General features: G+C 38.1%; 17 protein-coding genes. All 17 read left to right on the forward strand.

Annotated features, from left to right (window positions below):
• Positions 1-151 precede the first annotated feature (151 nt).
• The 17 genes from BN986_RS11900 (at position 152) to BN986_RS11985 (ending at position 18401) form a co-directional block, all read left to right on the forward strand.
• Positions 152-877, forward strand: a complete 726-nt coding sequence (locus BN986_RS11900) for a GntR family transcriptional regulator (protein WP_040980215.1) — start codon at positions 152-154, stop codon at positions 875-877.
• Positions 878-980: 103 nt separating this feature from the next.
• Complete coding sequence (gene yfmF / locus BN986_RS11905; protein ID WP_040980217.1) at positions 981-2270, forward strand: EF-P 5-aminopentanol modification-associated protein YfmF; 1290 nt, start codon at positions 981-983, stop codon at positions 2268-2270.
• Positions 2263-3558: an EF-P 5-aminopentanol modification-associated protein YfmH gene (gene yfmH / locus BN986_RS11910; protein ID WP_040980219.1), complete on the forward strand. Its 1296-nt coding sequence runs from the start codon at positions 2263-2265 to the stop codon at positions 3556-3558. Before yfmF ends, yfmH begins: the two co-directional genes overlap by 8 nt.
• Positions 3555-4271 (forward strand): elongation factor P 5-aminopentanone reductase, encoded by a 717-nt coding sequence (gene ymfI, locus BN986_RS11915; protein ID WP_040980849.1) that lies wholly within the window; start codon positions 3555-3557, stop codon positions 4269-4271. Before yfmH ends, ymfI begins: the two co-directional genes overlap by 4 nt.
• Before the next feature lie 169 nt (positions 4272-4440).
• Complete coding sequence (locus tag BN986_RS11920) at positions 4441-4692, forward strand: DUF3243 domain-containing protein (protein ID WP_040980221.1); 252 nt, start codon at positions 4441-4443, stop codon at positions 4690-4692.
• A gap of 483 nt (positions 4693-5175) precedes the next feature.
• On the forward strand, positions 5176-5961 hold the full coding sequence (locus BN986_RS11925; RefSeq protein WP_040980223.1) for a DUF3388 domain-containing protein: 786 nt from the start codon (positions 5176-5178) through the stop codon (positions 5959-5961).
• Between the two features lie 24 nt (positions 5962-5985).
• Entirely contained in the window at positions 5986-6888 is a 903-nt protein-coding gene (locus BN986_RS11930) for a helix-turn-helix domain-containing protein (protein WP_040980225.1), read from the forward strand.
• Between the two features lie 349 nt (positions 6889-7237).
• Positions 7238-7816, forward strand: a complete 579-nt coding sequence (gene pgsA / locus BN986_RS11935) for a CDP-diacylglycerol--glycerol-3-phosphate 3-phosphatidyltransferase (protein WP_040980228.1) — start codon at positions 7238-7240, stop codon at positions 7814-7816.
• Positions 7813-9060 (forward strand): competence/damage-inducible protein A, encoded by a 1248-nt coding sequence (locus tag BN986_RS11940; RefSeq protein WP_040980230.1) that lies wholly within the window; start codon positions 7813-7815, stop codon positions 9058-9060. The genes pgsA and BN986_RS11940 overlap by 4 nt, the downstream gene beginning before the upstream one ends.
• Before the next feature lie 199 nt (positions 9061-9259).
• Complete coding sequence (gene recA / locus BN986_RS11945; protein WP_040980232.1) at positions 9260-10303, forward strand: recombinase RecA; 1044 nt, start codon at positions 9260-9262, stop codon at positions 10301-10303.
• Positions 10304-10909: 606 nt separating this feature from the next.
• On the forward strand, positions 10910-12472 hold the full coding sequence (gene rny, locus BN986_RS11955; RefSeq protein WP_040980236.1) for a ribonuclease Y: 1563 nt from the start codon (positions 10910-10912) through the stop codon (positions 12470-12472).
• Between the two features lie 84 nt (positions 12473-12556).
• Positions 12557-13354, forward strand: coding sequence for a TIGR00282 family metallophosphoesterase (locus BN986_RS11960; protein WP_040980238.1), 798 nt, complete (start codon positions 12557-12559; stop codon positions 13352-13354).
• Between the two features lie 87 nt (positions 13355-13441).
• Complete coding sequence (locus BN986_RS11965) at positions 13442-13702, forward strand: stage V sporulation protein S (protein ID WP_040980240.1); 261 nt, start codon at positions 13442-13444, stop codon at positions 13700-13702.
• A 284-nt stretch (positions 13703-13986) separates the two neighbouring features.
• The gene (gene miaB, locus BN986_RS11970; RefSeq protein ID WP_040980242.1) at positions 13987-15546 is read left to right on the forward strand and encodes a tRNA (N6-isopentenyl adenosine(37)-C2)-methylthiotransferase MiaB; all 1560 of its coding nucleotides are present in this window, start codon (positions 13987-13989) and stop codon (positions 15544-15546) included.
• A gap of 1 nt (position 15547) precedes the next feature.
• Positions 15548-15976 (forward strand): YlbF/YmcA family competence regulator, encoded by a 429-nt coding sequence (locus BN986_RS11975; protein ID WP_040980244.1) that lies wholly within the window; start codon positions 15548-15550, stop codon positions 15974-15976.
• 327 nt (positions 15977-16303) lie between these two features.
• Positions 16304-17509, forward strand: a complete 1206-nt coding sequence (locus tag BN986_RS11980) for a Bcr/CflA family efflux MFS transporter (protein WP_040980851.1) — start codon at positions 16304-16306, stop codon at positions 17507-17509.
• Positions 17510-17828: 319 nt separating this feature from the next.
• Positions 17829-18401, forward strand: coding sequence for an outer spore coat protein CotE (locus tag BN986_RS11985; protein WP_040980246.1), 573 nt, complete (start codon positions 17829-17831; stop codon positions 18399-18401).
• Positions 18402-18471 lie beyond the last annotated feature (70 nt).

The following is an 18471-nucleotide window of genomic DNA, read 5'->3' on the forward strand; positions in this document are numbered from 1 at the left end:
TTCACTCGTTTTTTACTTGGACAAGGAGGTGTTGGCTTCGACGTTCCTGCTGGGGGGTAAGCCGAAGTTCCTTAAGTATGTAGTTTTTCTTATACTGTATTATCGTGTGAAACAGACTAACACAATATTTGGACAGAGAAGAGGTGAAGAAATGACTTTACGTGAAGATGATAGACATTTATATTTACAAGTAATGGATAAAATAAAAACAGGAATTGAAGATGGTACATATATAGAGGAAGAAAAATTACCGTCAGAATATGCGCTTTCCAAACAATTAGGAGTATCGAGGGCAACGTTAAGAGAAGCGTTAAGAATGTTGGAGGAGGATAATATTGTTACGCGCAGACATGGTGTTGGTACATTTGTAAATTCGAAGCCACTGTTTCAAGCTGGTATTGAAGAGCTTAACAGTGTGACACAAATGATTAAACAATCAGGAAAGGAACCGGGAACACAATATATCAGTACGGATATTTTAGATGCTACTGAACAAGAGCAGTATGATTTCGGCATGGCTGATTTAGAACATGTAACAACCATCGAAAGAATCCGCACCGCCGATGGAGCCCCTGTTGTTTTTTGTATGGACAAGGCTCCATCACCATATCTGTCTTTAGAAAAATTATGGGAGGAAGCGTCTATTTTTAGTACGATTGAATCAGTCTCCAATAAACAGATTGCTTATGCAATAGCGGACATTGAGCCAATTACATACCACGAACGTATTTATAGTATTTTACAATGTACACCGGATGAATCGCTTCTTTTGTTAAAACAGATGCATTATACAAGTGATGATGAGGCTGTTTTATATTCAATGAATTATTTTCGGGCAGATATGTTCCGTTTTCAGGTTGTACGACGAAGAATATGACCTTTTACCAACGAATTATTTCAGGCTTTCTTTCAATATAATGGATGATTAAGGAGAGAACAGCGTAAAATAGATACTAAACCGTTTAGAATGGAGGATAAATATGAGCGTTAAAGAAATCAAACAGATGGAAAACGATATACATTTTCACATGCTTCCAAATAAAAAGCATAAAACATTAACCTTTGCAGTAAAATTTCGTGCACCATTAGAAAAAGAAAGTATTACAAAGCGGGCCCTGCTTCCTTATATTTTAAAACAAGGAACGGCTTCTCTTCCAACGCGTCAAGAATTACAGAAAGAACTTGCAGAGCTGTATGGTTCTGTATTATCTATCGGCGGAGCTAAAAAAGGGGAAAATCATATATTGACGTTTTATTTAGAAGTGCCAAATGAAAAATTCCTCCCAGGCAGCAATTCGACGATCGAACGGGCAATAAAATTGCTATATGAAATTGTTTATGAACCAAATCAAGAGGGGGATGGTTTCTCTTCGAAGGTATTTGAAAGAGAAAAAGGGATCCTTCGTCAAAATATACGTTCCATCAAGGATGATAAAGCAAGCTATGCGAATATGCGGTTAGTAGACGAAATGTGTGCTGGAGAGGCGTATAGTATACATGCGCAAGGCTATGAAAAAGATCTGTCCACCCTTTCTAATCAGGACCTGTTTACGTATTACCAAAATATGCGCGAAGAAGATGAAATGGATATTTACGTAAGTGGTGACTTTGACGCAGAGCAGATGATGGAGCTATTAACGGTTCAATTTAAACGCACTTTCAAGAAAAAGGATGCCGTATCTTCCAATCAGGCTACCCCGGATTGGAAATCGGATGAAAAAGAGTTAATTGAAAAAGACCAGATCCAACAGGCAAAGTTAAATATCGGCTATCGGACGAATATTCTTTACCGGGATGAAAAATATCCGGCATTGCAGGTTTTTAACGGCATGTTTGGTGGTTTTCCAAGCTCTAAATTATTTATCAATGTAAGAGAGAAAAACAGCCTGGCTTATTATGCCGTCTCCCGCGTAGAAAGTCATAAAGGGTTATTATTTGTAATGAGCGGTATAGCGCCGGAGGATTATGAAAAAGCCCTCGCGATTATCCGTGAACAGATGGAAGCAATGCAGAATGGTGATTTCACAGAAGAAGAATTAGAAGAAACGAAATTGCTTATTATTAATCAATTGAAAGAAACCTTAGACCATGCGCAGGGCATGATTGAATTTATGTATCAGCAAGAGGTCGGGCAAAAAGAGATGCCGGTGGATGAGCTTTTTGAAGGCATCCGGCAGGTAACAAAGGAGCAGGTTATTGAGGTGGCGAAACAGGTTCAGGAAAACATGGTTTACTTATTAACAAGCGAAGGAGGAGCGGCTCATGAATAAGCGGTATTTTGAAACAGTTGACGAAACATTATATGAACAAAAGCTGGATAATGGACTGCAGGTTTGTCTGTTGCCAAAGCCGGAGCTGACAAAGACGTATGGTGTTTTTATGACAAATTACGGCTCCATTGATCAAAGCTTTGTACCTATTGGCCAGACGGAAGCAATCACTGTACCGGATGGAATCGCTCATTTCTTAGAGCATAAGTTGTTTGAAAAGGAGGACCGCGACGTTTTTACTGACTTTACCAAGCAGGCGGCGTCTCCAAATGCATTCACTTCCTTCACAGAGACAGCTTATTTATTTTCTGCAACGAGCAATATTGAGAAAAATGTTTTAACATTGATTGATTTTGTACAGGATCCCTATTTTTCTGAGCAATCGGTAGAAAAGGAAAAAGGAATCATCGCCCAGGAAATTAACATGTATGATGATCAGCCTGATTGGCGTCTGTTTATGGGAACGAATAAAGCATTGTTCCATAATCACCCTGTCAATATTGATATTGCCGGCACGGTAGACTCTATTTACACGATTACAAAAGATGATTTGTATACCTGTTATCATACGTTCTACCACCCGGAAAATATGATTTTATTTGTCATTGGAAATTTTGAGCCGGAGCAGATGATGCAATTGATTTTAGAGAACCAGGAGAAAAAATCATTTGACAAATTAGAGGAAATCAAACGTGAATTTCCGGAAGAGCCTGATCATGTGAAAGAAAAGAATTTACAGATTAATATGCCGGTTTCTATTCCTAAATGTTCCGTCGGTATTAAAGAGCCTAACCTGCAGCTGCAAGGCGATGATTATTTAAAACGTGATTTATTAACGGATATGGTGCTCGATTATTTCTTTTCAACCGGTGGCGAATTTTATCAAAAATTATATGAGGCAGATATTATTGATAACAGTTTCTTCTTTGAAAGTAACTTGCAGACGTCTTTTGGATATGTTTCGATAGGCTCCAATACGAATCAGCCTGAAGAATTCTCTACGCGGGTACAAGAAATGCTTTTGTCCACAAGAGACATGGAAATCAGTGAAGCAGCATTTGAGCGGATGAAAAAGAAAAGAATGGGGCAACTGCTCCGCGCCATGAATTCTTTAGAATTTATTGCAAATCAATTTGCTACATTATCATTTAAGAACGTGAATTTACTTGATATCGTACCTTTTATTCAAAAACTGACTGCTCAGGATGTCAATGCATTTTTAAATACATGGATTGAAGAAGATCGTCTGGCAACATGTACGATTCAAAATCAAACGGTGGAAAAATGAACGAAACGGTCCTCTTAATCGGGGCAAGTGGAGATATCGGTTCAGCTATTGCAAAAAAATTGATAAATAACGGTTATCAGCTTATCCTGCATTATCATTCCAATCAGGCATCGATAAAAAGCTTAATCGAAGCTGATAATCAAAACGCGATTTTAGCTTTTTATCAGGCAAATTTAGCAAATGAAGCAGAGGTGGAGGCTTTTATACAAGCTGTTGCTTTTCCGGTGGATAGTATTGTTTTCGCAGGCGGCCATGCCTATTATGGTCTGTTCCAGGATATGAAGACAGAAGAGATGGATGATTTATTACAGGTTCATGTGAAGTCACCCTGGCTGATTGTGCATCACTTTTTACCAGGGATGATCCGGCGAAAGCAGGGAAATATTTTATTTGTTACAAGTATTTGGGGACATTATGGCGCAAGTAATGAAGTTGTCTACTCTAGTGTAAAGGGTGCCCAAAATATATTTGTAAAGGCTTTGGCAAAAGAAGTGGCGTTATCTAATATTCGTGTAAATGCGGTAAGCCCAGGTTTTATCGATACGAAAATGAATCACCATTTATCTGTAGAAGAGGCAAATGCTTTTATTGACGAGATTCCCGCTAACCGTGCCGGGCGTCCGGAAGAGGTTGCAAATGCAATCAGCTATCTACTTGGTGAAGACTCCAGCTATATTCAGGGAGAAATCATTCATATTAATGGCGGATTATAGGGAATAATGGGCATGTATAAATTCTAAAATTCCTCAAATACTATAGGTGCTTAAGGAAAGTTACAGAGCATTCTGTTTGTATAACCGTTTTTAACGGAACAGGCAGGTTCTGTCAAATGAGGGCTCGTTCTTCATTTGCAAAACAATACGTTTGAGGAGGCATGTCCAAATGTCAGTATTAGATAACTTTGATTCATGGAAAGGCTTTTTAAAGGGACGTTTGCAACAAGCTGAAGAAAATGGAGTTAACCATGATACGTTAACGAATTTGGCAGCTGAAGTTGGTGATTATCTGGCAGAGAGTGTAGATGCGAAAACACCGGAAGAAGATGTACTGAAAGAGTTGTGGAGTACAGCTTCTGAAGAAGAACAGCAAGCTATTGCCAGTGCGATGATTAAACTTGTCCAAAAGCATGATTAAATAATGAATAATAAGAAGAGAAGCTGTATAGTAATATCTATATAGCTTCTTTTTGTATATAACCAATGAATGTATATCAATTTTGCAAAGAAATATTCTGATTTTGAAACTGTAAAGAAAACTTGGCAAGTTCACCTTGTAAAGACAAAGAATAGAAGTGTGAAGTGTAAAGCACCGCTGCGGCGGACCGTTTTGCTTTCCGACGTACAACGGTTTTGATGGGGCGAGTAATCGCAGTCCCAGGACGTTGCGACTTTAGTCTGCCTAGGGGCACGCTCTTCAGCTAACTTTTGCCAAGAAGAGCACTTGGCGAAAGTTAAGAAAGTAAAAAAATGAATGGTGAAAAAGGTATTAGTAGTTTAGGAAATATAGAAAAAATGGTATATTATAATAGATGGATCATCTATTTTTCGATATGATGATACATAGTACGACATAATAAGTTGACTGTCCTTTACAAATAACTTCTAAAAGGAGCTTACAATGGATAGAACACAATGGTACTTAGAATACGAAAATTTAAAAAACCGTCCGGGATTATTAGGGGAAATATCCTCTTTGCTTGGGATGCTCACGATTAATATCATTATGATCAATGGTGTCGAAAATTCCCGCAGAGCGATGCTTATCTTGTCTAAGTATGATGAAAATATAACAAGACTTAAATATATTTTAGAAACAATGGATGCGATTAAAGTACACAAGCTCCGCAAACCTAAATTGCGTGATAAAATTACAGTTCGGCATGGAAAGTTTATCCATCATGATAATGAAGACCGGAAAACGATTCGTTTTGTGCGGGATGAGCTTGGTCTGCTTGTTGATTTTATGGCTGAATTATTTAAGGTGGAAGGGCATAAGCTTATTGGGATACGTGGGATGCCCAGAGTTGGAAAGACAGAGTCTGTCGTTGCAGCAAGCGTCAGTGCAAATAAAAGATGGTTGTTTGTATCAAGCACCATGATTAAACAAACTGTACGCAAAAACTTAATTGAAGGCGAATACGATTCGGACAATATTTACATCATTGATGGTGTGGTCTCTAAAAGAAAAATGAATGAAGAGGAGCATTGGCAGTTGATCAGGGAGATTATGCAGTTACCGACTGTCAAAGTAATTGAACATCCAGATATATTCGTTCAGTCTACGGAATACAGCATGGAAGATTTTGATTACATTATTGAACTCAGATCACATGAAGATCAAGAAATCACTTATGAGACAGTGGAAAATGAGGATTTTCGTCAAGATGGATTTTCGATGTTTTAATTAAAAAGGTGGAAGGTGTTTTAAATGGATGTTGGTGAAAAACTAAAAGAGGCACGGCTGGCGAAGGATATTTCTTTGGACAGCCTGCAGGAGAAAACAAAAATTCAAAAAAGGTACCTGGTTGCAATTGAAGAAGGAAATTTTGATATTCTTCCAGGAAAGTTCTATACGCGTGCATTTATCAAAGAATATGCATCTGCAGTAGGAATTAATCCGGATGATATTATGACAGATCATAAAGAAGAGCTCCCTGCAACAGAAGAAGAAAATGTACAATACAGCAGGATACAACGGACCAGAAAAGAGAGCAGATCAGATAAAGAATCACGTTCGTCATCCATTATTCCAACGGTAACTGTGATTTTATTGATTATTGCTATCATCGCCGTAGCTATCTTTTTCATCCGTCAGAGTTCATCTCCGAGTGACGGGGAACCAGTTGAAGAAGAAAATAGCAACGATGGCGGTGTGATTATCGATGATTCTGATGAGGGAGACGGTAATGGCGCTGCGGATGATAATGCAGATGACAGTGAGGATGGAACGGAAGACGGTACAGAAGAAGATGAGGAAACAGAAGAAAGTGAAGAAGTCTCTGTAGAGGTTGTTGAAGAAGGAACAGGAAACTCTCCAACATCTGTGCTTGAAGTAACCAATGTCGGCGACGAGGCTGTACTGACTTTAGAATCTGCAGATGAGGATCAGAACAGCTGGTTGGAAGTAACTGGCTCAAACGATGAATCGTTATTTAGTGGTAATTTTGATGCAGATGCATCTCCTGTAGAAATTGACTTATCTGATGAAGAAGCCATTTCTTTAAACATCGGTAATTCATCAGCAGTGACGATTTCTATTGATGGAACTGATATAGAATATCCGACTTCTGCCATTCATCAACGCCTGGATCTACAGATGAGCAGTGAATGAATGGAGTAAGAATGAAACCCTCCTTTTATAGGGAGGGTTTCATTCTTGCAGATGAAGGAAAAATAAAACGAAACTTCATTCAGTGGGAGTTTTCGCCCTTCTCCCACTGAATTAGCCTAAGTGATTCAGGGTGTTAGCGCCCGTTATCTCCCGCCTAAATAAATTTATTTTCGCTCTTTATTTTGAGGCGGGAGTTTTACGGGAGGTTCTCCGTGATAAATGTGAATGTTTTTCAATGGGACAAGTAAGCGCAGTTCTAAGGAAATGTGTTAACATAGAAAAAATGTAAAGTACTTAACGTTAGGAAAATTTACAATAGGAGTTTTTCTAAAATAATGGAGGGTGTAAAATGAATTTACCAAACAAGTTAACTTTTTCCCGTATTTTAATGATACCTCTTTTTATGGTGCTCATGAGCGTACCATTTTCTTGGGGGAGTTGGGATATTGGGAATGCAGAATTACCTATTGCTCATTTTGTCGCAGCCCTTATTTTTATTATTGCGGCGGGCACAGATTGGGTAGATGGTTATTATGCAAGAAAATATAATCTTGTTACCAACTTAGGAAAGTTTATGGACCCATTAGCAGATAAACTTCTTGTTTCTGCAGCCTTGATTTTGTTAGTAGAAATTGATCTTGCTCCGGCCTGGGTTGTTATTATTATTATTAGCAGGGAGCTGGCAGTGACCGGATTAAGACTGGTTGCAGCGGGTGAAGGTACTGTCCTGGCTGCTGGAAGTATGGGAAAGTTAAAAACAGCAACGCAAATGATTGCTATTGCAGTGTTATTGCTTCATAATTTCCCATTTTCTTACATGGACTTTCCATTTGGTATAATAATGTTATATCTTTCCTTAGTGTTCACCATTATTTCTGGGGTGGATTACTTTGTTAAAAATTGGCATGTAATGAGGGATTCAAAATGACAAAAAATTATCAGGCAGAAATTGTAGCAGTAGGTACAGAATTATTACTGGGTCAGATAGCGAATACAAATGCGGAGTGGCTATCTGAGCAATTAGCAACTTATGGAATTAATGTTTATAACCATACGGTAGTTGGAGATAATCTGGATAGAGTTGAGCAGGCATTTCGTCTAGCACAATCACGTTCAGATATTGTTATTGTTACCGGCGGCTTAGGGCCAACAGAAGATGACTTAACACGTGAAGGTTTTGAGCAATTAACAGGTCTGGAAATTATAGAAGACAAAACAACAATGAATAAGATTGAAAGCTACTACAAAGAGCGAAATCGAACAATGACACCGAATAATCGAAAGCAAGCCCGTGTTTTTGAAGGGGCTCGTGTATTAAAAAATAATGCTGGAATGGCTCCGGGAATGTATGTAGATTACCAAGATGTGCATTGGTTCTTTCTACCAGGAGTCCCACGGGAAATGAAACAAATTTCCACAGAGGAGCTATTTCCATTTTTAGAGAACCTAACTGGTAAGCAGCAGGTTATTCAATCTACTGTTTTGAAATTTATTGGTATTGGTGAATCTAATTTAGAGCATGAATTATCAGATATGATTCATGAACAAACCAATCCAACGATAGCTCCACTTGCGCAAGATCAGGGAGTTGTGATCCGGGTTACTGCCAGCGCTTCATCAAAGGAAGAGGCTCAAAAATTGGTTGCTGATAAAAAGCAGGAGATTTTGGGACGTATTGGTGAATATTGCTTCGGTGAAGATGAGCAAACCATTGAAAATAAAGTGATTGAATTATTAGCCGAAAAAGATAAAACAATTGGTGCAGCAGAAAGTTTAACAGGCGGGTTATTCTCTAGTAATCTCGTATCGGCTGCAGGAGCTTCAAGTGTTTTTGCCGGCAGTTTAATTACGTATCAAACACCCGTGAAAGAATCTTTATTAGATTTATCGCCGGAATGGATTGCAAAATACGGTGTTGTAAGTAAAGAATGTGCAGAAGCAATGGCTGAACAAACTGCAAGGAAATTAAATACACCAATTGCTATTTCTTTTACAGGGGTTGCTGGTCCTGATAAGCAAGAAGGACAGCCAGTCGGCCAAGTATATATTGCTATTTATGATGAAGGAAAAATTGTGGATACCAGTTCTATTCTTTTAGCAGGAAATCGCAATAATATTCGTGAAAGAGCTGCTTTAAAAGGTTTTGAATTATTATATCAATATTTAAAATAAAAATTGAGAAAAGGATTTTTTAATAATTCCATTTCATCTGACGCAGAAAATTCCCTTTTTGGAGCAAATTTATAAGTATATTTTATTTCTAAGGCAAAATTTGCTTTAAAAATACAGGAACGTTTATTCGTCTTTTTGCTTGTTAAATCTATAAAATCATTGTATGATGGATACAGATAGATAAAGGAGGTAATTTTCGGTGAGTGATAAACAACAAGCTTTAGATATGGCTTTAAGACAAATAGAGAAGCAATTTGGTAAAGGGTCCATTATGAAAATGGGGGAAAATGAAATACCTAAAATTGCTACGATTCCAAGTGGTTCATTAGCATTGGACGTATCTCTTGGAATTGGCGGATATCCAAAAGGAAGAGTAGTAGAAATATATGGTCCAGAGTCTTCTGGTAAAACAACGGTAGCGCTCCATGCTATAGCGGAGGCCCAGAAACAGGGCGGGCAGGCCGCTTTTATTGATGCAGAGCATGCCCTTGATCCTGTTTATGCAAGAGCGCTTGGCGTAGATGTGGATGAACTTTTATTGTCGCAGCCGGATACTGGCGAACAGGCTTTGGAAATTGCTGAAGCGCTTGTGCGAAGCGGTGCAGTTGATATTGTTGTTGTCGATTCTGTAGCAGCACTTGTACCAAAGGCTGAGATTGAAGGGGAAATGGGAGATTCCCATGTCGGATTGCAGGCCAGATTAATGTCACAGGCTCTCCGTAAACTTTCAGGAGCAATCAACAAATCAAAAACGACGGCTATTTTTATCAACCAGATTCGTGAAAAAGTAGGTGTAATGTTCGGAAATCCGGAAACCACTCCAGGAGGACGTGCATTAAAATTCTATTCTTCTGTGAGACTGGAAGTACGCCGTGCCGAAACCCTTAAAATCGGCAATGATGCAGTAGGGAATAAAGCCCGTATTAAAGTTGTGAAAAATAAAGTAGCGCCTCCATTTAAGCAGGCAGAAGTGGATATTATGTATGGTAAAGGGATCTCTAAAGAAGGAGAAGTCCTTGATATTGGATCAGATCTTGATATCGTCCAAAAAAGCGGTGCCTGGTATTCTTATAATGGAGATCGTTTAGGCCAGGGCAGGGAGAATGCAAAACAATTCCTGAAAGAAAATGAAGCAGTATTTGAAGAAATCAAAGCAGCAATCCGTGATCATTATGAACTGGATAAAGAACCAGAACAAAATGATGAAAAAACAAAAGAAGAGCAGGAAAGCATGGATATTTAACGTAATCAAAACCATAGTCATCGCACTATGGTTTTTTGTATGGAGATAATATATGAGCATTTCCACTATATTATCACGGAGAACCGTCCGTAAAGCTCCCGTCCCAAAATAAAGCGTGAAATAAATTTATTCAGGCGGGAGATCAGATGAGCTAACTCCCTGAGTCATTTAGGCTAATTCAGTGGGAGAAGAACAGCAGACTAAGTTCGTGACGTCCTGAGGATGGGACTGCGATTACTAATGTTGTCAGGTTAATGAATTTTCTTAAATTTAATACAAATAACAAAAAATCTATCTAGCGTAGTGTTTTTCCGCAGCGGTCGATTAACCTGACAACATTGCTGCGATTACTCGCCCCATCGAAGAACTTTTGCGATTACTCGTCCCATCGTAAAGAGCTGCGCGTCGGAAACTCTCATTGAGTGAAGTTTCGTTTTATAATTTATATCGGGAGTTCCTTGACATTCAGGCTGGTGAGAATTAATATTAATAGTGTATAATTTTATAATTTGTATTATGAAATTACCTTTATTTTGATGCATCTGAAAATGTGATATGCCGACAAATATGCAATTTACAATTTTATAGGCAATAGGAGGTGAAGTCATGAACACTGTTATTATCATCATCTCCATTTTGCTTGCTCTAGTCGTCGGTATTGTTGTTGGTTATTTGGTACGTAAATCTATTGCAGAAGCTAAGATTTCTAGTGCGGAAACATTAGCTAAACAAATTATGGACGAAGCACGTAGAAATGCAGATGCTGCTAAGAAAGAGGCGCTTCTGGAAGCAAAAGATGAGAATCATAAGCTTCGGAGTCAAGCCGAGGATGAGATTCGTGAGCGTCGTATGGAGTCTCAGAAGCAAGAAAATCGTCTGATGCAAAAAGAAGAAAATCTGGATAGAAAAGGTGAAACATTAGACAAACGTGAAGTTCTACTCGAACAGAAAGAACAAACTCTGGTGGAACAACAACAACAAATTGAAGAAATGAAAAGCAAAGTGGAAGCTATGAAAGACGAGCAGCAAGCTGAGCTTGAGCGCATTTCAGGATATACAACCGAACAAGCGAGACAAGTTATTTTAGAGCGCATTGAAAAAGAAGTACAGCATGAATCAGCCGTTATGATCAAAGAAGCTGAGAATCGTGCGAATGAAGAAGCTGATAAGAAAGCGAAAAACATCTTATCGCTTGCACTTCAAAGATGTGCAGCTGATCACGTTGCTGAAACAACGGTCTCTGTTGTGAATTTGCCTAATGATGAGATGAAAGGCCGAATTATTGGAAGAGAAGGACGAAATATCCGTACATTAGAAACGTTAACGGGAATTGATTTAATTATTGATGATACACCTGAAGCGGTTATATTGTCTGGTTTTGATCCAATCCGGCGTGAAATCGCTCGAATGGCATTAGAAAGACTTGTACAAGATGGCAGAATTCACCCTGCACGTATTGAAGAGATGGTTGAAAAATCCAGACGTGATGTTGATGAATATATACGTGAAGTGGGCGAGGAGACAACATTTGAAGTTGGAGTCCACGGATTACATCCGGATCTTGTGAAGATTCTAGGTCGTTTGAAATATCGTACAAGCTACGGTCAAAATGTCTTGAAGCACTCAATGGAAGTTGCTTACTTGTCAGGACTGCTAGCAGCAGAGCTAGGCGAAGATACCAATCTTGCCAAAAGAGCTGGTCTGCTCCATGATATCGGAAAAGCGATAGATCATGAAGTAGAAGGCAGTCACGTTGAAATTGGTAAAGAATTAGCAATGAAATACAAAGAACACGATGTTGTTATTAATTCAATTGCTTCCCACCACGGAGATGAAGAAGCAACCTCTGTTATCGCTGTACTAGTTGCGGCGGCAGATGCACTTTCTGCTGCGAGACCAGGAGCTCGAAGTGAAACCCTTGAAAATTATATCAAGCGTTTAGAAAAACTGGAAGAGATATCTGAGTCATTTGAAGGTGTAGAGAAGTCGTTTGCTATTCAAGCAGGTCGTGAAATTCGTATCATGGTTCGTCCTGATGATATTGATGACATGGAATCAGCGAGAATTGCCCGTGATATTAGAAAACGTATTGAAGGGGAGCTCGATTACCCTGGACATATAAAAATTACGGTTATTCGGGAAACAAGAGCAGTTGAATATGCAAAATAAAGCAAGGGCGGCAGATGTCGCCTTTGTTTTTTTATTGAATGAATATATAGATTGTATGGTAAAGAAGAAAGGTTGGAAGAAAAGATGAAAATTTTATTTATTGGTGATGTAGTAGGTTCTCCGGGAAGAGATATGGTTGCGGAATACCTGCCGAAATTAAAAGAAAAATACAAACCGAATGTAACCATTATTAATGGGGAAAATGCTGCTTCTGGGAAAGGCATTACAGAAAAGATTTATAAGCAATTTTTACAAGCTGGAGCACAAGTCATTACGATGGGAAATCATACTTGGGATAAGAAAGAAATTTTTGAGTTTATTGACCAGGCACCAGCTATGATTCGTCCTGCAAATTTCCCAGAGAATAATCCAGGAAAAGGAATTACCTATACGAATATTAACGGAAAAGAAATTGCTGTGATTAATTTACAAGGAAGAACTTTCCTTCCGCCAATTGATGATCCGTTTGAAAAAGCAGATCAATTAATTGAAGAAGCGAAGAAAAGAACCAATACAATTTTTGTAGACTTTCATGGTGAAGCAACAAGTGAGAAACAAGCCATTGGCTGGTACTTAGACGGAAGGGTAACGGCTGTTGTAGGAACACATACGCATACACAAACTGCTGACGAAAGAATATTGCCAGAAGGTACTGCATATATATCTGATGTGGGGATGACAGGACCGTATGATGCGATATTAGGTGTGGAGAAGGAATCTGTTATTAAAAGATTCCAAACTTCTCTTCCTGTACGTTTTGAAATTGAAAAAAAGGGAAGAACACAACTAAATGGAGTATTCATTAGTACGGACGATTCGACTGGAAAAGCAGTAGCCATTGAAAGGATCCTTATTAATGACGATCACCCTTTCTTTGTGTAGCATCTGTCATACAGCCGAACACGGTATACATCTCCAGGAGAAATAGTAGCAATAAAAGTATAAATAGCACATGAGGAGGTACTAGTGATGGAAGTTTTAAAAGTTTCAGCAAAATCAAATCCAAACTCAGTGGCAGGAGCTTTGGCAAATGTACTTAGGGAGCGAGGTACGGCTGAAATTCAGGCAATCGGTGCAGGGGCACTGAATCAATCTGTCAAAGCAGTTGCTATAGCTCGCGGTTTTGTAGCACCAAGTGGGGTCGATTTAATCTGTATACCAGCATTTACAGATATTTTAATTGATGATGAGGAACGTACGGCAATTAAGTTAATTATTGAGCCTAGATAAGGGTAATTTCGAATATATGTTCAAAAGAGGAAAATGACTTTTGAATATGTATTTCGAATTGGATAGAGGTATTCCCGTTCTCAAAATGATTGACAATGCAGGAATTATTTCTATTAAGGTATCGTCTTTGACGAATCATAAAAAATCTCTTTTTTCCAAGATGGAAATAAGAGATTTTTTTATAGGTTTCAGGCTTTGAATATTGTACAATTTATGTATAAGCTTTATACTGTAAGTTAGTGCATTAATACATATGAATCGATGAAAGAAAGGGGACTAACCTGATGAATGAAGAACAACGAAAACAACAGGCCCAGATTCGTAACGAAGAAGCAAATATTGAACGAATTAAGAATACATCCAGCGAAGAATTAATCGCTAAATATTTTCAAATGGAGTACGAACCACAATCTCCAGATATAAAAAAAGCGAGAAAACGCCGCAAGGAGGATATTCAGTTTCATTATGATTTCTCTATCCCGGAGGATATGCAACGAATTGGTGAAGGCAAAAAATTTCTCATTCGCACATATGGCTGTCAAATGAATGAGCATGATACAGAGGTAATGGCTGGTATTTTATCGGAAATGGGCTATGAGTCCACGAACGTGACGGAAGAAGCAGATATTATTTTATTAAACACTTGTGCGATTCGTGAAAATGCGGAAAATAAAGTGTTTGGTGAAATTGGCCATTTAAAACCATTAAAATTAGAAAACCCGGATCTTATTATTGGCGTTTGTGGCTGTATGTCACAAGAAGAATCTGTTGTAAACCGGATTTTGGAAAAGCATCAGCATATTGACTTAATATTTGGAACCCATAATATCCACCGTTTGCCACATCTTGTTAAAGAGGCATTGTTTGGAAAAGAAATGATTGTAGAAGTATGGTCTAAAGAAGGCGACATTATTGAAAATCTGCCAAAAGCACGTAAAGGCAAAATAAAAGCGTGGGTAAATATCATGTACGGTTGTGATAAATTCTGTACGTACTGTATTGTACCAATGACACGTGGTAAAGAGCGCAGCCGCCGTCCACAGGATATTATTCAGGAAGTACGTCATTTGGTTGCACAGGGCTATAAGGAAGTAACACTTCTTGGTCAAAATGTAAATGCATATGGAAAAGACTTTGAAGATATTGAATATGGTTTAGGCGATTTAATGGATGATATTCATAAAATTGATATCCCGCGTGTTCGCTTTACAACTTCTCATCCGCGTGACTTTGACGACCGTCTGATTGAAGTTTTAGCACAGGGTGGAAATCTTCTGGATCATATCCATTTACCAGTCCAATCTGGTAGTAGTGAAATATTGAAGAAAATGAACCGTAAATATACACGGGAAGATTATTTAGAATTAGTTAGAAAAATTCGTGAAGCTATGCCACATGCAACATTGACTACGGACATTATTGTAGGTTTCCCAAATGAAACAGAAGAACAATTTGAAGAAACCATGACATTAGTCGAAGAAGTAGGCTTTGAAGCAGCTTATACATTTATTTATTCACCTCGTGAAGGTACACCAGCTGCAAGGAAAAAAGATGATGTACCGGAAGAAGTGAAAAAACAACGCTTATACCGTTTAAATGAGCTTGTTAATAAGCAATCAGCTGAATCAATGAAAACTTATCAAGGTGAAGTTGTAAAGGTTCTTGTTGAAGGAGAAAGTAAGAAAGATCCAGATGTTCTTGCTGGCTATACAGAAAGAAATAAATTAGTAAACTTTAAGGGACCAAAATCCACAATTGGCCAAATTGTAGAAGTAGAAATTACAGAAACAAAAACGTGGTCATTGAACGGGGTAATGGCAGAAAATAGAGTTGAGGTGGAATAAGATGGCGAAATATGAAAGAAAAGAAGTCCTTGATGAAGCCAGGAAATTAGCAGCAATGCTTGCAAATACGGAAGAAATTGAACGCTTTAAGCAAGTAGAAGCTAAATTAAACAGCAATAAAAAGGTACAAAGCTTGATTAAAAAGATTAAAACCCTGCAAAAACAGGCAGTTAATTTTCAGGCATATGATAAGAAAGAAGCGTTGCAGCGTATTGAACAGGAAATTGACAGACTACAAAATGAAATTGATGAAATTCCTGTTGTCCAAGAGTTTAAGGAGACGCAAATCGTTGTTAATGATGTTCTACAGTTAGTTTCCAAAACAATATCCCGTACAGTTACAAATGATATTATTGAATCAACTGGCGGCGATGTGCTTAAAGGTGAGACGGGTTCACAAATAGAAAATAGTTCCAGCTGTGCTCGTTAGTTCTGTATGAATTAAATGAATGAGTTTTGAAAAGTCTTTACATCTATACTCTTCTATCGTGAAATAAAGCCGGACAACAATCTGTCCGGCTTTTATTATTGTGTATAAAATTGAAAGCATAAATCATATAGAATAATGTCTTAGCAATTTTTTAAACATGCATTTACAAAGAGATGTAAAAATGAGAAGGCAGATAGTTGGGAATGAAATGTATGTTTAAAAGATTTGACAGACACGCAGGGAAATTTTAAAATTTTCTCTGTCTAAAGCTAGATGTGAGGACACAATTAGGAGTGATCATGATTGAATTCTGAAAGAGATATAACGATACAACATAACCCGACAGGGGCAGCTCGATTTGGATTGGCATTACTTCTCGGATTGCTTGCTTTTTTAGGGCCGCTTAATATTGATATGTATTTGCCGAGTTTTCCGGAGATTGCTCAAGATTTAGACACAAGTGCCACCCTTGTACAGGCTAGTTTAACAGCCTGTTTACTTGGCCTTGCAATAGGGCAATTATTTGCCGGCCCGATCAGCGATGCTCAGGGAAGAAGAAAGCCATTATTGATTGCTACGTTTTTGTTTGCTTTGGCTTCCATCTTATGTGCGGTAGCTCCTAATATTGTCATATTGATTGCCATGCGTTTTTTACAAGGGTTAACAGCCTCAGCTGGAGTGGTTCTTTCCCGTGCCGTTGTACGGGATGTATTCAGCGGACAGGCGCTTACAAAGTTTTTTTCTTTACTAATGGTTATTAATGCAATCGCGCCGATGATTGCACCAATGATTGGCGGCTTTATTCTTTCCTTCGAGTGGACAAGCTGGAAAAGTATCTTTTACTTTTTAAGCATCGTCGGGCTACTTATGGTTACGATTGTAGCTATGAAATTGAAAGAGACCTTACCGGCGCATAAGCGGATTCCAAGTTCAGCAGGAGCATCAATAAAAACGATGGGCAGTTTGCTGAAAGACCGTTCCTTTATCGGCTATGCCTTAGTTGTTGGTTTTATCCATGGCGGCAGCTTTGCTTATGTGTCCGGAACACCATTTGTCTATCAAGATATCTATGGCGTATCTCCGCAAGTATTTAGTGTGTTGTTTGGAATCAATGGGTTAGCGATTATAACAGGGAGCTTTCTTATCGGGCGATTCAGCGGGATTATTTTGGAAAAAACGTTACTTCAGGTTGCGGTTGTAACGGCGCTTGTGGCAACTGCCTTATTACTTATCATGACAATAATAGAAGGGCCTTTAACACTGATTGTTTTATTTATTTTTATTTATATGATTACGATGGGCATGATATTGACAAGTACGTTTACATTGGGAATGGCAAAACAGGACCATCGTGCAGGAAGTGCGAGTGCAGTTTTGGGGATGCTCCCATTATTACTCGGTTCCATTTTTTCACCGCTCGCGGGTATTAATGAGGCATCAGCGGTTCCAATGGGGATGATATTATTTACAACAACGCTTATTGGTTTTATTGTTTTCTTTACCCTTGTCAAAAAAGATGAGGTAAAGGCATGAATGGAGAACTGCTTAAAAAATTTGAAGAGCAAATAATAATAATAATGAATAGGCTGTAAGAGAATAATTTTCTGTTAAAAAGGTTCACCTTCTCATGAATAATATAGAAGCAACTCCGACATTTAATATAAAAAATCTAAAGGATAAATGAACATTTTAATTTCTATTCAGTACACAAGATTTTAGCCCATTTTTTTAAATGAAAACCCTATAAGCTATTCTAAAACGGCGACTTTTCTTTTTTCTTAGCAATAGTTATGCACTTTAGGTATTTGCCGTGCATAAAATGACTATGAAAAAAGAGGAGGTAAAATATATCATGACTTTTCTTGATAAAGAATATAGAGAAATCATTACGAAAGCAGTATGTGGTAAAGGTAGAAAATTCACAAAAGATACCCATACGATAACTCCAAGCCATCGTCCGACAAGTATTCTTGGGTGCTGGGTGATCAATCATTTATACCACGCAAAGAAGAAGTCTGAGGATACTGTCATTATCAGTGGCAGTTATGATATTAATGTATGGTATTCTTACAATGATAATACAAAAACAGAGGTTATCACAGAAAGGGTGGAATACACAGATGTTGTTCCGTTATCTGTAAAAGACGATAATTGCATTAATGATGAATATGATATTATCGCAAAAGTACTTCAGCAGCCTAATTGCTTAGAATGTATGATTTCAGATAAAGGCGGCAGTATCACTGTTGAAATTGAACGTGAATTTGTCGTTCAAATAATTGGTGAAACTAAAATCTGTGTAAAAGTGAAGCCAAACTGGAAGAGCGATGACGAAGAAGATGATTTTATGTGGGACCATGAAATGACTAATGATGAGGCAGAAGATATTAGACCGGACTTTATCCATCACAAACACAAAGATTAAATTGATACGAGGGTAAATATTACTCTCGTTTTCTTTTGTACATCAGGAAATGGTAATGCGAAACATTCGC

Source organism: Oceanobacillus jeddahensis, from assembly GCF_000750635.1.
In the GTDB taxonomy this organism is placed as follows: Bacteria; Bacillota; Bacilli; order Bacillales; family Amphibacillaceae; genus Oceanobacillus; species Oceanobacillus jeddahense.